Here is a 19,939-nt window from a genome sequence, read left to right as displayed (position 1 = left end):
GCCGGCGTTCGTCGATCTGCCGGGCGGGGCCTGCTGCTCAGTCCAGGTAGTCGCGGAGCACCTGGGAGCGGCTCGGATGCCGGAGCTTGCTCATCGTCTTCGACTCGATCTGGCGGATGCGCTCGCGGGTGACTCCGTACACCTGGCCGATCTCGTCGAGGGTGCGGGGCTGACCGTCGGTGAGACCGAAGCGCAGCCGGACGACGCCCGCTTCACGCTCGGACAAGGTGTCGAGCACGTCCTGCAACTGGTCCTGCAGAAGGGTGAAGCTGACCGCGTCGACCGCGACCACCGCTTCGGAGTCCTCGATGAAGTCACCGAGTTGGCTGTCGCCCTCGTCGCCGATGGTCTGGTCCAGCGAGATCGGTTCACGCGCGTACTGCTGGATCTCCAGCACCTTCTCCGGCGTGATGTCCATTTCCTTGGCGAGTTCCTCCGGCGTCGGCTCACGGCCGAGATCCTGAAGGAGTTCGCGCTGGATGCGGCCCAGCTTGTTGATGACCTCGACCATGTGCACCGGGATGCGGATGGTGCGGGCCTGGTCGGCCATGGCGCGGGTGATGGCCTGCCGGATCCACCAGGTGGCGTACGTGGAGAACTTGTAGCCCTTGGTGTAGTCGAACTTCTCGACGGCGCGGATCAGGCCGAGGTTGCCCTCCTGGATCAGATCGAGGAAGGCCATCCCGCGACCGGTGTACCGCTTGGCGAGGGAGACCACGAGCCGCAGGTTGGCCTCGAGGAGGTGGTTCTTGGCACGGTTTCCGTCACGCGAGATCCACGACAGGTCGCGCCGCTGCGCCACCGACAGCTTCTCGCCCGACTCCATCACCCGGCGCAGCCGCTCGGTGGCGAACAGTCCCGCCTCGATGCGCTTGGCGAGCTCGACCTCTTCCTCCGCGTTCAGCAGGGCGACTTTGCCGATCTGCTTGAGGTAGGCGCGAACCGAGTCGGCCGAGGCGGTGAGTTCGGCGTCCTTGCGAGCCTGCCGCAGCGCCTCGGACTCGTCCTCGTCCCAGACGAAGTCCGGCTTGGGCTCGTCGTCCTTCTTCGCGCGGCCGCGGCCCTTCGCGGCCTTGGCCGGCTTCGCGTCGTCGGCCTCGTCGTCATCGTCGACGATCAGTTCGGCGTCGGCGAGATCGATCTGCGAGTCGTCGACGTCGTCGAGGCCCTCGCCGCCGTCGAGTTCGGTCTCGTCCACCTCGACGGTGGGATCGGCGGCCTTGCTGCCCGCGGTCTTCTTCGTCGTCTTCTTGGCGGCGGTCTTCTTCGCAGTCTTCTTGGCTGCAGTCTTCTTCGCGGCGGCCTTCTTGGCGGGCGCCTTCTTCGCGGCGGCCTTCTTGGCCGGTGCCTTCTTGGCGGGCGCCTTCTTGGCTACCGGGGCGTCTTCTGCTCCGGTGGCTTCGGCTGCTGCGTCGGTGGACTTGGTGGTTGCCACGTACAACCTTTCGACATAACTCACGGGCGGCACGGCTGCGCGCGTCCCGAACAGGACGTGACGCCGTGGGCGAAGGGGCTTGAGGGCTCGGTGCGAGACCGACGTGTTCCATTGTAACGACATCGCCGTGACGAGCACATGCGCATGCCGGTCTCACGCCCCCGACGAGCGGCCGACGATCAGAACGAAAGACCCTCGTCGACGGCGATCGCAGCGCCGACGATTCCCGCGGTGTTGCGCAGCTCAGCAGCGACGACGGGGGTCTGGTTGGTCAGCAGCGGAATCCACTGATCGGCTTTGCGGCTGATCCCGCCGCCCGCGATGAACAGGGTGGGGGAGAAGATCGCCTCGTAGTGCCGCAGCACTTTGGAGACCTTCTTGCTCCACTTCTCCAGCGACCACCCGTGGTCCTCGCGCACCTTCGCCGACGCGCGGTGCTCGGCCTCCTTGCCGTCGATCTCAAGATGGCCGAGCTCGGTGTTCGGTACGAGCGTTCCGTTGTACAGGAGCGCCGAACCGATGCCGGTGCCGAAGGTCAGGAGGATCACCGTGCCCTCGGCGTCGCCGACACCGCTGCCGAACCGGTACTCGGCGATTCCGGCGGCGTCGGCGTCGTTGAGCACCGTGACGCGGCGCCCGCCCAACCGGTCGCTGAACAAGGCATACAGGTCGGTGCCCTTCCACGACTCGTCGATGTTGGCGGCGCTGCGCATGATCTGCTGCCGGACCACGCCGGGGACGGTCAGCCCGACCGGGCCGGTCCAGCCGAAGTGCTCGACGATCTCGGCGACCGTGTCGGCGACCGCGGCCGGGGTGGCGGGCTGCGGGGTGGCGATGCGGTGGCGTTCTCCCACGAACTGTCCGGTTCGCAGGTCGACGATCGCCCCCTTGACTCCCGAGCCGCCGATGTCGATGCCGAAGCCGAGGTCGGATGACGGACTCGGCGAACGGTCGGAGGCAAGCACGGTGAATCGCGCGTCGGTCATCGGTACGGTCCGCCCTTCTTGGCAGGTCGAGGCTCGATCGGTGGACGATGGCGGCGGGAGACGGCCTGCGCCGTGCTCCCGTCGGACACTCTAGACTCGCAACTCTAGACTCTAGGTGTGACGTCTCCCGGCTTCTCCACCCCGTCCGATCCCATCGATACGCCCACGGCCGCGCCGGCCGAACTCGCCGAGATCGCCCGGCGGGTGGCCGAACGGGCCGCCGAGCACGTCCGGACGCGGCGGGTGGAACTGTTCGCGCCGACGGGCACGAGGGTCGCCGACGGCTCGGTCGAGTCGAAGTCGACCCCGACGGATCCGGTCACGGTCGCCGACCGGGAGTCCGAGGCACTGATCCGGAACCTGCTGCGCGCCGAGCGGCCCGACGACGAGGTCCTCGGCGAAGAGGACGGCGGGTCCGTCGACGTCCCCACCGGGGTCCGCTGGGTGGTCGACCCGATCGACGGCACGGTGAACTTCCTGTACGGGATACCGGCGTTCGCCGTGTCGGTGGCGGCACAGATCGACGGACGCTCGGTGGCCGGCGCGGTGGTCGACGTCGCCCGCGGGGTGACGTATTGGGCGAGCGCCGGCGGGGGAGCGTGGGCGACGGGACTCGGGCCGGAAGCGATCCGACTGTCGTGCAACCCGATCACCGACGTCGGGCTGGCTCTCGTGGCCACCGGATTCGGGTACTCGCGCGAGCGTCGCGTGCGCCAGGGCGCGCTGATCGCGCAGCTGCTGCCCGAAGTGCGTGACATCCGGCGAGTCGGCGCCGCGGCGCTGGACCTGTGCATGGTGGCATCGGGTGCTGCCGACGCCCACATCGAGCACGGACTGAGCCCGTGGGACTGGGCGGCGGGCGGACTGATCGCAGCGGAGGCCGGGGCGACGGTCCTCCTGCCGCCCGCGGACTCGCGATCGAGCGACGGCCACGTGACGGTCGCCGCAGCCGGCGGCATCGCCGACGAGTTCGTCGACGTCCTCGAGCGGATCGGAGCGCTGCGCGCGTTGCCCGACTGAGCCCGCGCACCGCCGGCCGGCCCGTCATTCGTCGGTTGCGGCTCCGGGCGCCAGCACCACGTCGAACCGCACTCGTGACCACGGTCCGTCGATCACTCGGCCGTCCGGTGTCGGTGTGCCCGCCGGCTGCTCGATGAAATCCTTGACCAGCGAGTCCTTGACTCCGAACACGCTGTCGCGGTCCAGCAGCTCGTCGCCGCGGACGAAGATGTGCGTCACCAGGCGCCGGCAGCCCGGCGCGGTGACCATGAAGTGCAGGTGCGAGGCGCGGTAGGGCGATCGGCCCACGGCCTGCAGCATCTTGCCTACCGGGCCGTCGTAGGGGATCGGATACGGCGTCGGCTTGATCCCCCAGAACCGGTACCCGCCGTCGTCGTCGGTGAACAGGTGGGCGCGCGCCGCGACGCGCCCGTCGTCGTGCTGAACGTCGTAGAGACCCTCATCGTCGGCCTCCCACACCTCGATCCTGGCGTTGCGGACCGGATCGCCGTCGACGTCGCGGACGGTGCCCTCCACCCAGCACGGCTGTCCCGCAGCGCCGAACGCCACGTCGCCGCCGAGTTCGATGCGGGGGGCTCCGTCGACGAAGAACGGGCCGAAGACGGTCGCCTCGGTCGCATCTCCGTAGGCCTCGTTGTTGATGGCGATGGTCTGCATCGACGCGCCCAGCGTGTCCGAGAGCAGCACGAACTCCTGTCGCTTGTCATCGGTGATGTGACCGGCGTCGGTGAGGAAGTCGATGGCGACCTGCCACTCGTCCTCGGTCAGCCGCACATCGCGGAGAAGGGCGTGCAGATGTTCGACGAGCGAGACCATCACCCGTCGCAGACGCGGATCGGCGCAGTCGTCGAAGGAGTGGACGACGCGCTGTACGACGTCCTCTTCGACCGCCCGTTGGCGTTCGGAGATCGGGTGGTTCGAGTGGTCGGGGATGGTGGTCATCGGGGTTCGTCTCCTTCCCACGCCGCGCGGAGCAACGCGGTGAGGTCGTCGGTGCTGACGGGTTTCGGGTTGTTCGTCGGGATGGCTGCCAGAATGGGCGGGACCGCTGCGGCGATACCTTCTCCGGGCATGCCGTAGTCCTTGAGCGCGCGGGGCGCCGACACGGCGCGGCGCAGGGCGGCCAGACCGGCGACCGCGGTCTGGCTGCCGAACGCGCGAGAGATGCGTGCGGCGGCCTCCGGTGCGCCGGGCGCGTTGAAGGCCAGCACGTGAGGCAGGACCACCGCGTGCGTCTGCGCGTGGGGCAGGTCGTACATCCCGCCCAGGACATGACAGATCTTGTGATGCATGCCCGAACCCGCCGAGGCGAACGACACCGCCGCGAGGTACGCACCGTAGAGCGTCTGCTCGATGGCGTCGAGGCCTCCGGCGCCGTCGACCAGCCCGATCATCCCGGCTCGCAGTCCGCGGATCCCCTCCTCGGCCAGCGCTCGGTCGATCGGATCCGCGCGCGGGCCCCACATCGAGTCGACGCAGTGGGCGAGCGCGTTGAGCCCGCTGGCGACGGAGAGATCGGCGGGCAGGGACTGCAGGAGGGTCGCGTCGTACACGATCGACGCGGGCAGGACCCGCCGGTCGGTGCCGGTGGTCTTGACTCCGTTCTCGGTCATCCCCCAGACGTTCGTGGCTTCGCTGCCCGCGTACGTCGTCGGCACGGCGACGATCGGCACACCGCTGCGCAGGGCCACGGCTTTGGCCAGGCCGGTGGCCGAGCCGCCGCCCACGCTGACGAGGACGTCGACGTCACCGGTGCGGGCAGCGGCCCGGGCGCGCTCGGCGACCTCGATCGGCACGTGCATGGCGACGTCGCCGTGCCGCACCGCGAGCGGGAGCCGCACGGCGACGGCCTCCACCTGTTCGGCGCTCGGACCGGAGTGGATCAGCATGGCCCGAGTGCCGCCGACCGCCGCGACCTCCGCGGCCACGGCTGCCGGCGCGTCGCCCCGCGCGAACACCACGCGCTGCGGCAGCGTCTCGTGAATGAAGTCGAAGCCCATCGTCAGCGCCCCAAGACCGATCGCATCGCCGTCGACAGTTCGCGGGCCGGGTCGTCGGGCAGCTGGTTCGAGCGCCAGGCGATGTGCTTGTCGGGCCGCACGAGGAGCGCCCCGGACTCCGAGACCTCGCGGAGCTTCGCCCAGTCGTAGTACAGATCGGTCACGTCGCGGCCGGGACCGATCACGACTGCTTCCAGAGGTACTCCGAGCTCGCGGGCGACGGCGTCGGCCGCCTGCGTCCACGGACTGCCCGCGACGCCGGTGACGAGGGTCCAGCGATCGTACGGCGCCAGGTCGAGCATCGCTTTGCGCGAGACGTTGTCGCCGACCCAGGCGTGGGGCAGATGTGCACCCGGCGACGTGGACGGGACGTAGTACAGATCGCGATCCTCACGCCCGGCCGGCGGCTGGGCTCGGTGCCGTCGGAGACGATCGCAGCCGAACGGTAGAACTGGCCGAGTTCCACCCCGTGCGCGTTGAACTCGTAGTTCTTGGTGTTCATGGCTTTGACGAGGGCAGCCCGTTTCGCCTCACCGGCCGGCGAGTCGGCTTTCCGCTCGGCGATCGCGGCGGCCATCTCGTCGCCCTCCAGACCGACGACGCCGAGTGCGGTGAACATGTCGGAGAACTCTCGCGCCGACTTGTTCGCCCGGGTGACGATCTGTTCGGCGACGGGGGCGCGTTCGGCGGTGTAGGAATCGAGCAGCGACGGTGCCGCCTGCCCGCGCAGAACCGCGGCGATCTTCCAGGCCAGATTGTACGAGTCCTGCACCGAGGTGTTGGACCCCAGACCGTTCGACGGCGGGTGCCGATGAATGGCGTCGCCGACGCAGAACACCCGGCCCTTCTGCAGGTCGGTGGCGTACATCTCGTTCACGCCCCACAGGCTGTAGCCGGTGATCTCCGGCTCGAGATCCGGCACCCCCAGCAGGTCGCGAATGATGCCGGTGGCCATCTCGTCGTCCAGATCCGGCGGCGGCTGGTTGATGTCGTAGCCCCATACGATGAGCCACTCGTCCCACGGGCGCACCATGCGCACCAGTCCGGTTCCGATGCCGCCGACATTCGATCCGGGCTGGATCACCCAGTAGAGAACACTCGGTCGATGGTCAACCAGGGAGGCGATGTCGGCTTTGAACGTGATGTTCATCGATCCGGCGATGTCCATCGCGCCTTCGAACGTCAGACCGATGTCCTCGGCCACGCGTGAGCGGGCGCCGTCGGCCCCGATCAGGTACTTCGCGCGGATCCGGTACTCCTGGCCGGTGAGACGGTCCCGCACGTCGACGGTGACGCCGTTCTCGTCCTGCGAGTGGCCGAGATACTCGGTGGAGAAGCGGGTCTGCGTTCCGCGGACGGTCGCGTTGCGGACCAGGATGGGCTCGAGGTAGGTCTGCGGGATGTCCACCGTGAGGCACGGCGAGGCGAGCCGGTAGTCGCCCTCGCGGTCGGGGCGGGTGCCCCAGGTTCGGATCCGGCCGATCTCCTCGCCTGCGATCGACGTGCAGAAGACGGTGTCGCCGATCAACTCGTGGGGAGTGGCCTCGGCGAGGACCTGATCCTCGATGCCCATGTCCCGGAAGACCTCCATCGAGCGTTGGTTGGTGATGTGCGCTCGGGGCGTGTTCGCGGTCCAGCGGTACTTGGTGATCACGATGTTCGGGATGCCCAGCGTCGACAGGAACAGCGCTGCCGACGCGCCTCCGGGTCCGGAACCGACGATCAGGACATCGGTCTCGACGATGTCCCCCTCGGGCACCTCGGTTGCGGCGATGCCGTCGTTGAAAACAGCCATGATCTGGCCTTCCTGTGAGATTTGATGCCTGTGCGATGTGCTGCGGTCGTGCGCCGGCGGGCGGTTCAGCGGGGCTCGCCGAGACCGAAATGCATGAGGTCTTCTCCCACCACCAGGTGGCCGGAGAACCCCTGCTGCGCCTGCTGCCACTTCTCGACCGGCGTATTGCCCGGCACCAGGTGTGTGAGGACCAGGGTGTCGACGCCCGCGGCCTCGGCTTGAGCGCCGACCTCCTCGATCGCGGTGTGCGCAGCGAGCATGTGCTGCATGAGGTTGGGGTCGGGTCTGGCGGAGTTCGGCCCGAGCAGGGAGTCCACCCAGTCCATGTCGATGCACTCGTGGAGGAGGATGTCCGCGCCGTCCGCGATCGTCACCAGATTGCTGCACACGCCGGTGTCGCCCGAGACGACGATCGAGCCGTCCGGGGTGTCGAAGCGGAAGGCGAAGGCCGGGAAGATCGGCCGGTGGTCGACGAGGATGGCGGTCACCCGGACGTTCTCGTCCGCATAGACCTCGAACGGTTCCATCGCCGGACTCGGGTCGCCGTTGGGGTCGTCGCCGGTCGTTCCCGGGAGCACGATGTCGTGGAACTCGAAGATCTCGCGCAGATCCTGCTTGGCGTTGTCGCGCATCCGGTCGTTGATGTCGAGGGCGTACGCCTGGAGCAGCCTGGCCGTCGACTCCTCGAGACCGGGTGTCGGCGACTCCGGATTGAAGACCTCGGGGATCGGATCCCGATTGGTCTCGTCGAAGATCGGCGGCAGGACGCGACGATCGCCGGGGCCGTAGACCTGCACCGGCTGCCGGAGACCGTCGGAACCGTTGTGCCAGGCGAGGAGCAACAGGTTCGGATAGTCGACCATGTGGTCGGAGTGGTGATGGGTGATGAACACGCCGCGGAGGTCGTCGAGACCCTTCTGGAATCCGGCCGGGCCGAGACCGGCCTTGCGGTACCGGGGACCCCACCCCTCACCGTAGTCGATCAGGTACACCGAGTCGTTCACCGTGATCGCGGTCGAAATGCCGGCGCGGTCCGATCCGTCCCACCACGGCGGTCCGCCGGAGGTGCCGAGCAGGGTGACCCGGGTGCGATAGGCGGTGGCCTGGGCGTTGTCGAGAGGCTGATGAGTTGTCATGGCGGCGTTCTCCTAGAGGGCTTTCTCCTGCTGGCGTTTCGGGTGGTCAGGCGATGCTCGCGTGCGACTGCGCGGCCTGGATGAGCTCGAAGACCTCGGTGCGGTACTTCGCGTACGCGGGCAGCGTCTTGGTCTCGAGTTGGTCCCGTGGCTGCGGTAGATCGACGTCGATGTTCCGCGTCACTCGGGTCGGAGCACCGGAGAGGACGATGACTCGATCACCGAGGTACACGGCCTCGTCGATGTCGTGGGTGACGAAGACGATGGTGGTGTCGAAGTCCTTCCGCACACGCAGCACCAGGTCCTCGAGTTCGATGCGGGTCTGCGCGTCGACGGCGGCGAACGGCTCGTCCATCAGCAGCACATCCGGCTGATATGCGAGACCCCGGGCGATCGCCGCGCGCTGCTGCATGCCGCCCGACATCTGCCAGGGGTACAGGTCGTGCTTGCCCGCCAGGCCCACCGCTGTGAGAACCGAATCGATCCGGACCGCGCGCTCGGCCTTGCGGACCGTGCGGCGCAGCGGAAGTTCGATGTTGTCGGCGACGCTCAGCCACGGGAACAGGGAGCGACTGTAGTCCTGGAAGACGACGGCCAGCTTCGCGGGCGGTCCGGTCACCGTGTCACCCTCGAACAGGCAGGCGCCGTCGGTGGGTGCGAGCAGGCCGGCCATGCACCGCAGCAGGGTGGTCTTGCCCGAGCCCGAGGGGCCGACCACGCAGACGAACTCGCCGCGGCGCACGGTGAAGTCGATTCCGGCCAGGATCTGGACATCGCCGTAGGATTTGCGCAGGTCGCGCAGTTCCATGAGCGTCGTCGGTGCGGTGACATCGGTTTCGGTGGCGTCGACAGACATGATCATCCTTTTGCGTTCAGGGCCCGCATGCCGTACTGCCAGCGCAGCACGTACTTCTCGATGCGGACGAAGACGAGATTGGCGAGGTATCCGAGCAGGCCGAGCAGAACGGTGCCCGCCCAGGTCTCCGGGACCGCGAAGGTCTGCTGGGAGTTCAGGAGGTAGAAGCCGATGCCGTTGGTCGACGCCACCATCTCGGAGACGACGATCAGGATGATCGAGATCTGCAGAGTGGTGCGCAGGCCGGCGAAGATGGCGGGGCCGGCATGCGGGAGCAGAACGTACCGGATGTATTGCGGGAGCGTCAGTCGGTACGACCGCGACATGTCCTTGACGAGCGGGTCGAGGGATCGAACTCCGTCGATGGTGTTGAGCAGGGTCGGCCAGACCGCACCCACGACGATGATCGAGATGTTCATCGCCGGACCGATGCCGAAGACCAGCAGGCCGATCGGCAGCAGAACGGGAGGCGGCAGCGAGCGCAGGAACTGGATGATCGGCTCGCACGCGGCACGCAGGACCGGCGACAGCCCGATCAGCAGTCCGAAGACTATCCCCAGTGCGCCGGCGATGAGGAATCCGATGAGGAACTTCTCCACGCTGGGGACCACGTCGGTCCGCATGCCGTGGACGATCAGGTCGTCCCACATCGTGGTGAGGATGGTCTTCAGGGAGGGAAAGTACAGCGATTCACTCGTCGCCGAGGCGAACCACCAGGTCAGAACCAATGCGGCGGGCAGCCAGGCGCGAAGGAGGATCGCCCGCCAGAGACGACCGGTCTTCATCACTTCGCCTCCTCTCGGTGACTCGGGTGCCAGAACAGCAGCGGCTTCTCGGCTGCCTTGAACACGGTGTTGACCAGGAGCCCGAGCAGGCCCGCGGCGAAGATCAGGGCGTACATCTCCTTGATCGCGCCTGCCGACTGAGCGACCACGATGTCCTGGCCCAGACCTGCGGCGCCGCCGATCATCTCGGTGACGATGGAGATGATGAGTGCGATGGCGGCCGCGATCCGCAAGCCGGTCATCGCGAACGGCGTCATCGACGGAATGACGATTCGGCTCGTGGTGAGCCACCAACCGAGGTGGTAGCTGCGCGCCATGTCGAGACTGGTGGCGTTCACCTCACGGACGCCGTAGACCAGCTGGGTCAGCAGCGGCCAGATCGCGCCGAACACGATCAGGACCATCTTCATTCCCGGCGTCGGGCCCCACAGCAGCAGACCGAGCGGGATCAGGGCCACCGGCGGGATGGGTTTGAGGAACCCCACGACGAGCCAGGTCGATTCCTCGGCGAATCGCGACAGGCCGAGGAGGATGGACAGCGGCGCGGCGATGACGATGATGACCACGAGACCGAGGATCACGATCGACACCGTCGACCAGACGGACGCCCAGAAAGCTCCCGATCCGAGCAGGTCGAGCAAGGCGCCGAGCATCTGGCCTGCGGAGGGCAGTGCGGTGGCCGGCAGGACGCCGAGTGACCAGAGCACCTGCCACACGGCGAAGACGAGGGCGACGGCGCCGGCACCGTAGAGGAATCGTCCGAGACGGGACTCGGCAGATGCGTTGATCGTCCGCACCCATCGCCGGATCGGCCGGTGCATGGTCGTGGCCGAGGTGGAGTCGGTCACGGTGACGAGCTGACTCACGGCCAGATCATCTCCTTCGTATCGACGGGCTTCGAGGTGAAGCCGAGGTGGTTCATGAGGTCCGCGGTGCCCTGGAGAGCGTCGGCGCTGATCTGGTCCGTGTAGACCGGGAGACGCATCTTGGCGAAGACCTGTGGCGGCAGCTTTCCGTACTTCTCCAGCACGGCGCACACCGCTGCGGGATCCTTCGCTGCGACGAGATCGGCGCGGTTGACCGCCCGGGCGAACGCTTTCACCAGCTCCGGGTTGGTTTCGGCGAACGGGCCCGCGCTCCGGACGTGTCGGTCGAACTCTCCGATCCCGACCCGGCCGGAGTCCTCGGCATGGTGGCGGAGGGTCGGGCGGACGTCGGATTCGTCGCCACCGCGGACGTCTCCCGCCTGGCCTCCGCATTCCCCGGACTCCACGTCCGATTCCTGGTGGATCTGCCCCTGGTCCTGGTGGTCTCAAGCGGTCGGCATGTCGCCGGCCTGCGTGATCTGGAGTCGGAGACGTGGATCGTGCCCGCGGCGATTCAGGGATTCCCCGGGCTCGACGAGCTGACCGATCAGTTCTGGCGACGGAACGACGTGACCCCCGCCCGTATCCAGCAGGTGTCGACTCTCCAGACGGCGCTGCCGCTCATCGCCGCGGACATGGCCGTGGGGCTGCTGCCGCGTGACGGATTCGAGGTGGTCGGCGGGCAGGTCGCGGCGATCGATCTGGCCCTCGACATCCCGCCGTTGCGCGCCGCGATGGTCTGGTCCGCCGAGATGCAGCCCGCACCCAGTTTCGATCTGTTGTTCCAGGTGATCGATCAGGCGGTCGCCGACGCCGCCATCTGACCGCGGCGGTGCCGTGAACGCTAGCAGGCCTGGTTGTGCACCGCTTCGATGAGTGATCGATCGATCGCCGTCTTCGGGTTCTTCGGGTCCACCGACCGCAGGGCCTCGAGTGCGGCCTGCGAATCCTGAGTCGGACGTCCCTGCGTGTAGTACTCGCCCAGTGCGAGGTCGACGTCGGTACCGGTGCGGCCGTCGTCGACCAACTGAGCGCACGGCGCGGCGAGCCACACCGCCGCCGCGCCCGCCTGACCGGCCTGACCGAATCGGATCTGAGCGACGCAATGCAGATTCTGGTCGGAGTAGACGGTGTCGTCGGCGTATGCGGGATCGCCGGGGGTGAACCCCTCGGCCACGAGATCGTCGCTCACCGAACGCGCCGAACCGCGGGGCGCGGCGGAGTTGAAGACGCGCACCTTGAACGTCGACAGACCCGCCGGCGCGACGCTGAGCATCTCGGTGGAGCTGACCGGCTTCAGATTCGGCGGGGGCGTCGCCGGTGCCCCGGAGCGGTCCGACGGCGACGCGGCCTCGGGCATGTTGCAGTCCGTGGGGCGCGCCTCGTCACCGCCGCCGGTCAGCGCGACCGACCAGGCGGTGATGGCAGCCACGGCGAGGACCGCGACGACGATGAGGGCGGGCATCAGGTGGCGGCGCCGGAACGGACGGCCCTTCACATCGGTGGTGTAGCCGGTGGCGATCTTCGAGACCAAGACGCTCTAGCACCTTCTTCCGGAATCAGGGGTCGCCGACCACTGTAGAGGGCTCCGCGACGACGGTGCGGGAAGGTGTCCGGCGCGCCCTCATAAGTCGAGTTCGGTGCCTCTGACCGGCGCATTCGACGAGTGGTTGACTTCCGGGGTAGGTGCACCTAGAATTCGGGCGCCCAACATCATCGCGCGACGATGTGGGGGCCGGGGGAACGAGGCCACAAGTGTGTTCTCCCACAGCAATCCGCATCCACACCTACAGAACCCAGGTTAGGCACACTATGGCAACCGATTACGACGCTCCGCGCCGCAGCAACGACGACGACATCGCGGAGGACTCGCTGGAGGAGCTGAAGGCTCGCCGCAATGAAGCGAAGTCCGCCGACGTCGATGTCGACGAGGGCGACACCGCCGAATCGTTCGAACTGCCGGGCGCGGACCTGTCGGGCGAGGAGTTGTCGGTGCGCGTGGTCCCGAAGCAGGATGACGAGTTCACATGCTCGAGCTGCTTCCTCGTGTACCACCGCAACCGTCTCGCCGAACAGCACGGCAACGAGATGATCTGCGTCGACTGCGCCTGATGCACCCCTGTGCCGCGAACCGACCGCGGCTCCGGTGATCCCGGACCGCGGTCGGTGAATCGCGACCCCCGTGCGCCGCGTAGGGCTCAGCCCTGCGCGGCGTCGTCCTTTCCGTGACCTTCGTCTCCGGGACCCTCGTCTCCGGGCTCGCGGTCTGCGGGTTCCTGACCGGGGACGCGGCCCGCGTCACCCATGCCCAGTGAGGCCAGCACCCGATCGGGATGGCGGGTCGAGATGAGCCAGTAGGGCGTCGGGTCGTCGGGGTCGTCCAACACCACGAGCACCATCGTCTTGACCCAGGTGCGATGGAGTACGAACGCTGCCGGATCGAGCTGCCTGCCCATGGCCGCGCTGCGCTGCGCCGCCGAGACCGTGGCGCCGCGGGCGATCACCTCGCTGGGCAGCATGGCCTTCCCCGCGTGCAGCGAGCCGTTCGCGTCCACGCGAACGGGCGTCCGCCCCATCGAATACAGTCCCCAGCCGATGAGGGCCGCGATGACGGGATAGGCGACGACGCTCCACGGCTCCCGGTAGGCGGCGAGTTGGACCTCGTAGCCGAAGATCGCGGTGATGGCGAGGCCGGCGAGCCACCACCACCACGGGACGATGAGGCGCTCGCTGTAGCGGTCCTGCTGCGGGGCGGGTGTCGAGGCTGCTTGCGTCACGCGGACAAGCCTAATGCGGTAGCGCCCTAGTAGTCTGCGGGGGTGACCACGCCAGTGACGCCCGATACGTATCCGCCGTTGCGAATCCGCCGACTCGATCCCGACCTCCCGCTTCCCGTGCGCGCCCATCCGGGCGATGCGGGCATCGATCTGTACGCCGCCACCGACCTCGTGCTGGCGCCGGGACGTCGTCAGCTCGTCGGGACCGGTATCGCGATCGGGCTGCCGTACGGCACCGTCGGACTGATCCATCCGCGCTCCGGTCTGGCGGCGCGCGCGGGACTGTCGATCGTCAACGCGCCGGGAACGATCGACGCGGGCTACCGCGGCGAGATCAAGGTGTGCCTGATCAACCTGGATCCGGAGGCTCCGATCACCGTCACGCGCGGCGACCGGATCGCCCAGCTGATCGTGCAGCGTGTCGAGTTGCCAGACGTGGTCGAAGTCGATGAACTCGACGACACCGAGCGCGGCGCCGGAGGCTACGGCTCCAGTGGCGGCCACGCGATTCTGACGGAGGGATGACGATGGCACAGCGTGCGACCGGCGCCGCGGGCGACAAGTACTCGATCGGCGACACCGCGGGACCCTACGACATCGCGGATCTGGCGACGCCCCTCGCCGAACTCGCGAACTCCCATCTGGATCTGGGCTCCCTGCTGATGCCGGTGGTGGAGGGCGGGCAGGTGACCGTCGAGATGTCCGCGACGCATGAGCCCGAGGCCGTCTACCTCGTGACGCCGGTCGGCCGCATCGGACTGCACGCCTTCGCCGCCCCGCGCAGCGGGGGACTGTGGCGCGAAGTGGTGCGCGAACTGGCCGAGTCGCTCCGCAGCGACGGAGCGCAGACCTCGATCGAGGACGGTCACTGGGGCCGCGAAGTGGTGGCCCGGGTGCCCGGCGGCAGTCACCGGTTCATCGGTGTCGACGGTCCTCGCTGGATGGTGCGCTGCGTCGCGAGCGGCCCCGAGGAGTCCGAGGTGCAGCTGGCCCAGCTCGCCCGCGCCGTCCTCGCCGAGACGGTGGTGCGTCGAGGCAGTGAACCGTGCCCGCCGCGGGAGTTGCTGCCGATCGTGTTGCCGCCGGTCCTCGCCGAACAGGTCGCGGCCGCCCAGCAGCAACTGGCCGAGCAGGCGGCCGAGCAGGCCGGGATGGACGCCGAGACCGGAGCCTTCCCCTCGCAGCCGCTGCCCGCACAGCCGTCCGGTGACGACTCCGGAGTGCCGGAGGTGATTCCCGGCGGCGCCGTGGAGCAGAGCGCCTCGGCCACCGTCTACTCCGATCAACCGGACGCGGATGCGCCGTCGGCGACAGCGGAGGAGACGTCGGCTCCGCCCGCAGTGAAGCCGGAGGAGGCACCCACCGCGCCGCCGTCGCGCGGTTCGGCGATGTCACGCTTCCGCCGGCGCCGCCGCTGACGCGTCCCTCCAGGCGGCGGCACAGGCGTCGCCGAGCCGATGCGGTGCCGGCCCGAACTCGGTGAGCGGCACGGCGCGCACCGCCGCCCGCGGTGCATACGCGGCCCAGGCCCGTCCCACCTCGACGGGATGCAGCGGGTCGTCGGGGGCGGCGGCGACGCCCAGCGGCACCGTCAGTGCGGACAGTTCGCTCTCGGCGGGCGCGGTGTGCGCGGCCGCGGCAAGCAACTGCTCGACCAGTCCGCGGTCGGCGAGCGAGCGCCACGACCGTGACAGCTCCGCCCCGAGCCATGCGGGGCTGGTCCGGACCATCTGCGCCACTGCGGCCGCCAGACCGTCGCGTTCGATCGCGTCGGCGGTCAGCCGCGCCGACAGCGCGGCGAGTGAGTCCGCGGCCGGGCCCGACCACGGCGGCAGGGCGGCAAGCACTCCGCGGCAGTGCTGCGCGAGCGGTGATCGCAGTGCCCATTCGACGGCGATCGCCGCACCTATCGAGATGCCGCCGACGAGTAGGTCATCGCCTTCGGCGGCGACCTGGTCCAGGCGCGTAGAATAGCTGTTGACCAGGTCAGATTCTGGTTCGAGTGACACCAATCGAGCGCCGATCGAGGCGGCGGCGGGGCCGAAGACCCGTGCGGCGTAATCGGCGTCCGACCCGGTGCCCGGCATCACGATCAGCGTGGTCATACTTCGATCATGCACGGGTAGTATGGTGAGTTTGCAAGTGAGTTCGATTGCGACACCCCGCGGAGGATGGGATGGCTAATTCGGGTCTGCTCAAGCGGCTCGGACGGATGCTGACCGAAGATCTCGACGAGATCGAAGAGGGTCGCATCCAGCGCGAGTGCCAGGCACATGGTGCGCAGCGCGCGGTCGACTGCGCCCGCGGCGACGAGGCGACGATGGTCGGCGAGCTCCGCGCGGTCGAGACGTGTTCGCGCAACACCAAGACCGGTGTGGTCGCGGAGTTCTTCGACGGCACCGACACGGTGATCCTCAAGTGGATGGGCCGGAACCGGATCCCGGGCATCGAACCCGGTCGACGGGTGACGATCCGCGGCCGGGTGGCGAACTCGGACGGCATGAAGGTGATCTACAACCCCTATTACGAACTGCACGCCACCGACGAGTGAGCGCATGACCGAGTGAGCGCATGACCGAGTGAGCATGACGACGCCGGCCTCCGTGGAGACCGGCGTCGCGTCGTGCAGTACTTCAGATGCTCAGCGGTTCAGATGCTCAGTACTTCAGATGCTCAGCAGCAGCGAGGTCCCGAGCGTGATCAGCGCCGCGACCTTGATCAGATCGAATCCGACATACCAGTAGTGCGCCGTGCTGCGGTGTTCGGGAACCGACTCCGGGTGGGCCAGGACCAGATCGGTGCGCTTGGAGAGCACCGGCCTTATCGCCGCCACCTGAACGATCAGCGCCGCGGCCGCCACACCGAGTCCGATCAACGTTCCCGTCGACCAGTCGTCGCCGACGACGACCGCGACGATCAGTGCAATCGCCCAGAGCGCCTCGACCGCGTTCAGCGCGCGGAACACGAGGCGGCCGATACCCAGGCCGAGCGGGATGGTGATCCCGGGGGCCTGGAACTTGAGCGGCGCCTCGATGAACGAGATGCCGAACACCATGCCGAGCCAGATGAAGGAGCCGGCTGTCGCCAGGGCCTGGGTCACGGTCATCGGATCACGCTCACTTCATCACGCTGAAGGACTCGTAGTGAATGCGGTCCTCGGGCACGTCCCGCTCCAGCAGGGCGTCGCGGATCGCGCCGAGGAACCCGGACGGTCCGCACAGGAGCGCGGTGGTGTCGGGTGCGATGTCGACGCCCTCGAGATCCATGTAGCCGATCCGCGTCGCCTCGTCGGTCGCCAGTCCGTGCTCGTACCACTGCAGCAGTTCGGCCTGGGGGAGGCGATCGACGAGCTGTGCGAGGTCGCCTCGGTGCGGCTGCCTGCTGCGCGAGCGGTCGGCGTGCAGGACCGTGACCGGACGGGTGTCGCCGGTGGAGACCAGGTGGTTCAGCAGACCGATCACCGGGGTGCAGCCGATCCCCGCCGAGGCCAGCAGCAGCGGATCGTCTCCCTCGGGGAGGGTGAGGTCGCCGAAGGGCGTGCTCACGGTCATGAGATCGCCCTCGAAGACGTGCTCGTGCAGATGGCTGGACACCTCGCCGTCGAGCTTGACGCTGATGTGCCACGCGGGATCGGAGGTCGACCCGGTGAGGCTGTACTGCCGGATCTGCCGCGCGCCGTCGTCCATCGTCGCCTGGACCGAGATGTACTGACCGGGGACGAAGGCGCCGAGCGGCTCGCCGTCGAGGCTCTCGAGCGTGAAGGCCACGGCGTCGGGGGCCACCTGCTCGCGTTCGACGACGCGCGCCGACTTCCACACATCGCCGGGTTCGACGCCGGCAGCCCGGTACAGCTCGGTCTCCCGGCCGATCAGGACGTGTGCCATCTCCCAGTACAGCTCGTCCCATGCGGCCGCGACCTCCGGGGTGACGGCCTCACCGAGGACGTCGACGATCGCGGCGAACAGGTGCTCGTGGACGATCGGGTACTGGTCGGCGACGATGCCGAGGGAGGCGTGCTTATGGGCGATCCGGTCGATGATGAAGCGCATCCGGCCGGCATCGGGCTCGAGCTGCAGTCGGGCGAAGGCCGCGACCGCACCCGCCAGCACCTGCGGCTGACCGCCGGTGGCCTGGTTGGTCCGATTGAACAGATCGCGGAGCAGTTCGGGCCGCGCGGTGAACATCCGGTCGTAGAACCGCGGCGTGATCTCCGGCAACGCGGCTTCGACGACGGGGACAGTGGCTTCGAGCACCAGTTTCGTATCCGACGAGATCATCGATTTATCCTCACTTCGCTGCGATTGAATCGGGAGCCGCCGCATCCACGGTGGTCGTGGTCGGCGGGGTATCGGTGGACCGGAGAGTCGGCAGCAGCGTCAGCAGCTGGGCTCCGGTCGGATCGGCGATCAGGTCTTCGACGCTGAGCCGATCGAGGCTGGTGTAGAACGCCTCCTGGGCGGTCGCGAGTGCGCGGCGCAGACGGCAGGCGTTGCGCAGGGGACACGGTGCGGGGCCTTCGCAGTCGACGACTTCGGCATCGCCCTCGAGATGACGGGCGAGCCAGCCGACGCCTGCTCGCCTGCCGAGCTCGGTGATGCCCAGGCCGCCGGAGCGGCCGCGGCGCGAGTGCACCACGCCGAGTTCGGCCAGTCGACTGACCACCTTGGCCACGTGCGTGTAGCTCAGCTGCAGATCGGCCGCGATCTGCTTGGAGGTGTGGCTGGCATCCGGGTCGGCGGTCAGCGCCATGACGACCCGCAGGCCGATGTCGGTGAACCGTGTCAGCTGCATGAATCGATCAGAACATAATTGGAACCCGGGACTCCAATTAATGTGTCGGACCTCTCATGACCTGCGGAAACAGGTAATTTCGGCCTTCGAGACGGGGACGAAAGTCCCTACCGCTACTACAGCGTGTAGGAGTTAAATGGGTGACTTGATCGTCCGGTGGAGCTCTTCTTCGGCTTCCTCCGGTGCGATGAACACCAGCTCGTCGCCGCCCTCGAGAGAGTCGTCCGACTCGGGCACGATCACTCGCCGGCCGCGGATGATCGCCACCAGCGCGACGTCGTGCGGGAGCTGCAGGCGCCGCACCGCCTTCCCCGCGAGCGGGGTGTCGTTCGGCAGGGTCAGCTCGACGAGGTTGGCCTGGCCCTGGCGGAAGGTCATCACCCGCACCAGATCGCCGACGGTCACCGCCTCTTCGACCAGCGAGGCCAGCATCCGCGGTGTCGAGACGGCGACGTCGACGCCCCAGTCCTCATTGAAGAGCCACTCATTGCGCGGATCGTTGACGCGGGCGACCACCCGGTTCACGGCGAACTCCGTCGTCGCGAGCAGGCTCACCACCAGATTCGCCTTGTCATCTCCCGTGGCCGCGATCATCACGTCGTATGTCTGCAGCTGCGCCAGCTCCAGGTCCGACAGTTCGCACGCGTCGGCGTGCACCCAGTCGGCCCCGGGTACCGCGACCGGATCGATGTGCGTGCGGTTCCGTTCGAACAGCGTCACGTCGTGATCGTTCACGAGCAGTTCGCGGGCGATGGCCCGGCCGACGGCCCCGGCTCCGGCGATGGCGACTTTCACAGTTACTCCCGGGGCATCTCGGCGCCGGCGACGGCGCGCGCGTTGTCGACATTGGAGGCGAGGGTCGCGACGTAGAGCACGTCGTCGTCCTGAATCACGGTCCGCGGATCGGGCAGCACGGTGTTGCCCATCCGCGACAGGAACGCGACCCGCGCACCGGTCAGTTCCTGGAACTTGCCTGCGTCGGTGCCGACCCACGATTCGTGGAAGTCCAGAACGGCCATCACCACCGAGCCCGACGGATCGGTCCAGACCGGCGTGCTGGAGGTCTCGCCGAGGGCGGCGACGAATCGCTGGGTGGTCCACGGGACGGTCGCGACCGTCGGGATGCCCAAACGCTCGTACACCGCGGCGCGCTTCGCATCGTAGATGCGGGCGACGACGCGGTCGACGTCGAAGGTCTCCCGCGCGACCCGCGCGGCGATGATGTTGGAGTTGTCGCCCGAGGACACCGCGGCGAAGGCGTCGCAGTCCTCGATGCCTGCGTCCTTGAGGACGTCCCGGTCGAATCCGACGCCGCAGACTCTCCGGCCCCGGAAGTCCTCGCCGAGACGACGGAAGGCCGTCTCGTCTCGGTCGATGACGACGACGTCGTGGCCGAGTCCGGACATCGCCCCTGCCAGGGCGGATCCCACTCGGCCGCAACCCATGATGATTACGCGCACGGTGATCGAGGTTACTGTGCCGCGATTGAATT

At 68.2% G+C, this 19,939-nt stretch carries 23 protein-coding genes and 1 pseudogene; 6 read left to right on the top strand and 18 right to left on the bottom strand.

What is annotated here, in order from left to right:
* Positions 1-37 precede the first annotated feature (37 nt).
* Together ACE11G_RS09850 and ppgK are read right to left on the bottom strand one after the other, a co-directional pair.
* Positions 38-1,435 (bottom strand): RNA polymerase sigma factor, encoded by a 1,398-nt coding sequence (locus ACE11G_RS09850; protein ID WP_062366856.1) that lies wholly within the window; start codon positions 1,433-1,435, stop codon positions 38-40.
* A gap of 179 nt (positions 1,436-1,614) precedes the next feature.
* On the bottom strand, positions 1,615-2,421 hold the full coding sequence (gene ppgK, locus ACE11G_RS09845) for a polyphosphate--glucose phosphotransferase (RefSeq protein WP_006896324.1): 807 nt from the start codon (positions 2,419-2,421) through the stop codon (positions 1,615-1,617).
* A 117-nt stretch (positions 2,422-2,538) separates the two neighbouring features.
* On the opposite strand from ppgK, the gene ACE11G_RS09840 reads away from it, so the two are divergent.
* The gene (locus ACE11G_RS09840) at positions 2,539-3,441 is read left to right on the top strand and encodes an inositol monophosphatase family protein (RefSeq protein WP_045538171.1); all 903 of its coding nucleotides are present in this window, start codon (positions 2,539-2,541) and stop codon (positions 3,439-3,441) included.
* Positions 3,442-3,465: 24 nt separating this feature from the next.
* Here ACE11G_RS09840 and ACE11G_RS09835 read toward each other — a convergent pair whose 3' ends face one another.
* From ACE11G_RS09835 to ACE11G_RS09800, 8 genes and pseudogenes are all read right to left on the bottom strand, one after another.
* Entirely contained in the window at positions 3,466-4,383 is a 918-nt protein-coding gene (locus ACE11G_RS09835; RefSeq protein WP_062366858.1) for a dioxygenase, read from the bottom strand.
* On the bottom strand, positions 4,380-5,441 hold the full coding sequence (locus ACE11G_RS09830; protein ID WP_375002009.1) for a maleylacetate reductase: 1,062 nt from the start codon (positions 5,439-5,441) through the stop codon (positions 4,380-4,382). Before ACE11G_RS09830 ends, ACE11G_RS09835 begins: the two co-directional genes overlap by 4 nt.
* A 2-nt stretch (positions 5,442-5,443) precedes the next feature.
* A pseudogene (locus ACE11G_RS09825) lies at positions 5,444-7,236 on the bottom strand (FAD-dependent oxidoreductase).
* 65 nt (positions 7,237-7,301) lie between these two features.
* Positions 7,302-8,372 (bottom strand): MBL fold metallo-hydrolase, encoded by a 1,071-nt coding sequence (locus tag ACE11G_RS09820; protein WP_062366862.1) that lies wholly within the window; start codon positions 8,370-8,372, stop codon positions 7,302-7,304.
* A gap of 46 nt (positions 8,373-8,418) precedes the next feature.
* Positions 8,419-9,228, bottom strand: coding sequence for an ABC transporter ATP-binding protein (locus ACE11G_RS09815; protein ID WP_006896331.1), 810 nt, complete (start codon positions 9,226-9,228; stop codon positions 8,419-8,421).
* Between the two features lie 2 nt (positions 9,229-9,230).
* Positions 9,231-10,013 carry an ABC transporter permease gene (locus ACE11G_RS09810; RefSeq protein ID WP_006896332.1) on the bottom strand — a complete coding sequence of 261 codons (783 nt, stop codon included), beginning with the start codon at positions 10,011-10,013 and terminating at the stop codon, positions 9,231-9,233.
* Positions 10,013-10,879, bottom strand: coding sequence for an ABC transporter permease (locus ACE11G_RS09805; protein ID WP_062366864.1), 867 nt, complete (start codon positions 10,877-10,879; stop codon positions 10,013-10,015). The genes ACE11G_RS09810 and ACE11G_RS09805 overlap by 1 nt, the downstream gene beginning before the upstream one ends.
* Entirely contained in the window at positions 10,876-11,115 is a 240-nt protein-coding gene (locus ACE11G_RS09800; RefSeq protein WP_375004189.1) for a hypothetical protein, read from the bottom strand. The genes ACE11G_RS09805 and ACE11G_RS09800 overlap by 4 nt, the downstream gene beginning before the upstream one ends.
* On the opposite strand from ACE11G_RS09800, the gene ACE11G_RS09795 reads away from it, so the two are divergent.
* Positions 11,011-11,703 carry a LysR substrate-binding domain-containing protein gene (locus tag ACE11G_RS09795; RefSeq protein WP_375004130.1) on the top strand — a complete coding sequence of 231 codons (693 nt, stop codon included), beginning with the start codon at positions 11,011-11,013 and terminating at the stop codon, positions 11,701-11,703. The genes ACE11G_RS09800 and ACE11G_RS09795 overlap by 105 nt on opposite strands.
* A gap of 20 nt (positions 11,704-11,723) precedes the next feature.
* Here ACE11G_RS09795 and cei read toward each other — a convergent pair whose 3' ends face one another.
* A complete protein-coding gene (gene cei / locus ACE11G_RS09790) occupies positions 11,724-12,413 on the bottom strand; it encodes an envelope integrity protein Cei (RefSeq protein ID WP_062366870.1) in 690 nt (229 codons plus the stop codon).
* Positions 12,414-12,691: 278 nt separating this feature from the next.
* On the opposite strand from cei, the gene ACE11G_RS09785 reads away from it, so the two are divergent.
* Positions 12,692-12,991 carry a DUF4193 domain-containing protein gene (locus ACE11G_RS09785; RefSeq protein WP_006896337.1) on the top strand — a complete coding sequence of 100 codons (300 nt, stop codon included), beginning with the start codon at positions 12,692-12,694 and terminating at the stop codon, positions 12,989-12,991.
* 86 nt (positions 12,992-13,077) lie between these two features.
* Here the strand turns inward: ACE11G_RS09785 and ACE11G_RS09780 are convergent, their stop codons facing one another.
* Positions 13,078-13,656 (bottom strand): DUF3093 domain-containing protein, encoded by a 579-nt coding sequence (locus tag ACE11G_RS09780; RefSeq protein WP_045539890.1) that lies wholly within the window; start codon positions 13,654-13,656, stop codon positions 13,078-13,080.
* A gap of 42 nt (positions 13,657-13,698) precedes the next feature.
* Here ACE11G_RS09780 and dut point away from each other — a divergent pair, with 42 nt between their 5' ends.
* Both dut and ACE11G_RS09770 read left to right on the top strand, forming a co-directional pair.
* Entirely contained in the window at positions 13,699-14,181 is a 483-nt protein-coding gene (dut, locus tag ACE11G_RS09775) for a dUTP diphosphatase (protein ID WP_375002004.1), read from the top strand.
* 2 nt (positions 14,182-14,183) lie between these two features.
* Positions 14,184-15,074 carry a DUF3710 domain-containing protein gene (locus tag ACE11G_RS09770; RefSeq protein ID WP_375002002.1) on the top strand — a complete coding sequence of 297 codons (891 nt, stop codon included), beginning with the start codon at positions 14,184-14,186 and terminating at the stop codon, positions 15,072-15,074.
* Here the strand turns inward: ACE11G_RS09770 and ACE11G_RS09765 are convergent.
* Entirely contained in the window at positions 15,048-15,761 is a 714-nt protein-coding gene (locus ACE11G_RS09765; RefSeq protein ID WP_375004128.1) for an alpha/beta hydrolase, read from the bottom strand. The genes ACE11G_RS09770 and ACE11G_RS09765 overlap by 27 nt on opposite strands.
* A gap of 71 nt (positions 15,762-15,832) precedes the next feature.
* On the opposite strand from ACE11G_RS09765, the gene ACE11G_RS09760 reads away from it, so the two are divergent.
* On the top strand, positions 15,833-16,207 hold the full coding sequence (locus ACE11G_RS09760; RefSeq protein ID WP_006896342.1) for an OB-fold nucleic acid binding domain-containing protein: 375 nt from the start codon (positions 15,833-15,835) through the stop codon (positions 16,205-16,207).
* Positions 16,208-16,321: 114 nt separating this feature from the next.
* Here ACE11G_RS09760 and ACE11G_RS09755 read toward each other — a convergent pair whose 3' ends face one another.
* From ACE11G_RS09755 to ACE11G_RS09735, 5 genes are all read right to left on the bottom strand, one after another.
* Positions 16,322-16,762 (bottom strand): hypothetical protein, encoded by a 441-nt coding sequence (locus tag ACE11G_RS09755; RefSeq protein ID WP_375002000.1) that lies wholly within the window; start codon positions 16,760-16,762, stop codon positions 16,322-16,324.
* Between the two features lie 10 nt (positions 16,763-16,772).
* Positions 16,773-17,933: a globin domain-containing protein gene (locus ACE11G_RS09750; RefSeq protein ID WP_006896344.1), complete on the bottom strand. Its 1,161-nt coding sequence runs from the start codon at positions 17,931-17,933 to the stop codon at positions 16,773-16,775.
* A gap of 10 nt (positions 17,934-17,943) precedes the next feature.
* The gene (locus ACE11G_RS09745; RefSeq protein ID WP_006896345.1) at positions 17,944-18,447 is read right to left on the bottom strand and encodes an Rrf2 family transcriptional regulator; all 504 of its coding nucleotides are present in this window, start codon (positions 18,445-18,447) and stop codon (positions 17,944-17,946) included.
* Positions 18,448-18,579: 132 nt separating this feature from the next.
* Entirely contained in the window at positions 18,580-19,242 is a 663-nt protein-coding gene (locus ACE11G_RS09740; RefSeq protein ID WP_045540236.1) for a TrkA family potassium uptake protein, read from the bottom strand.
* A 2-nt stretch (positions 19,243-19,244) separates the two neighbouring features.
* A complete protein-coding gene (locus tag ACE11G_RS09735; protein WP_039867369.1) occupies positions 19,245-19,907 on the bottom strand; it encodes a TrkA family potassium uptake protein in 663 nt (220 codons plus the stop codon).
* Between the last annotated feature and the right edge of the window lie 32 nt (positions 19,908-19,939).

Origin of the sequence: Gordonia sp. PS3 (assembly GCF_041950545.1) — a bacterium.
GTDB classification, from domain to species: domain Bacteria; phylum Actinomycetota; class Actinomycetes; order Mycobacteriales; family Mycobacteriaceae; genus Gordonia; species Gordonia sihwensis.
Note: the sequence above shows the minus strand (reverse complement) of the source record. Positions and strands in the feature narration are given on the sequence as shown.

Bases quoted from the DNA above. Each gene is read 5' to 3' on its own strand.
- ppgK (WP_006896324.1), bottom strand. From the start codon at position 2,421: ATGACCGACGCGCGATTCACCGTGCTTGCCTCCGACCGTTCGCCGAGT.
- ACE11G_RS09835 (WP_062366858.1), bottom strand. From the start codon at position 4,383: ATGACCACCATCCCCGACCACTCGAACCACCCGATCTCCGAACGCCAA.
- ACE11G_RS09830 (WP_375002009.1), bottom strand. From the start codon at position 5,441: ATGGGCTTCGACTTCATTCACGAGACGCTGCCGCAGCGCGTGGTGTTC.
- ACE11G_RS09820 (WP_062366862.1), bottom strand. From the start codon at position 8,372: ATGACAACTCATCAGCCTCTCGACAACGCCCAGGCCACCGCCTATCGC.
- ACE11G_RS09815 (WP_006896331.1), bottom strand. From the start codon at position 9,228: ATGTCTGTCGACGCCACCGAAACCGATGTCACCGCACCGACGACGCTC.
- ACE11G_RS09810 (WP_006896332.1), bottom strand. From the start codon at position 10,013: ATGAAGACCGGTCGTCTCTGGCGGGCGATCCTCCTTCGCGCCTGGCTG.
- ACE11G_RS09785 (WP_006896337.1), top strand. From the start codon at position 12,692: ATGGCAACCGATTACGACGCTCCGCGCCGCAGCAACGACGACGACATC.
- ACE11G_RS09770 (WP_375002002.1), top strand. From the start codon at position 14,184: ATGGCACAGCGTGCGACCGGCGCCGCGGGCGACAAGTACTCGATCGGC.
- ACE11G_RS09765 (WP_375004128.1), bottom strand. From the start codon at position 15,761: ATGACCACGCTGATCGTGATGCCGGGCACCGGGTCGGACGCCGATTAC.
- ACE11G_RS09760 (WP_006896342.1), top strand. From the start codon at position 15,833: ATGGCTAATTCGGGTCTGCTCAAGCGGCTCGGACGGATGCTGACCGAA.
- ACE11G_RS09755 (WP_375002000.1), bottom strand. From the start codon at position 16,762: ATGACCGTGACCCAGGCCCTGGCGACAGCCGGCTCCTTCATCTGGCTC.
- ACE11G_RS09750 (WP_006896344.1), bottom strand. From the start codon at position 17,933: ATGATCTCGTCGGATACGAAACTGGTGCTCGAAGCCACTGTCCCCGTC.
- ACE11G_RS09745 (WP_006896345.1), bottom strand. From the start codon at position 18,447: ATGCAGCTGACACGGTTCACCGACATCGGCCTGCGGGTCGTCATGGCG.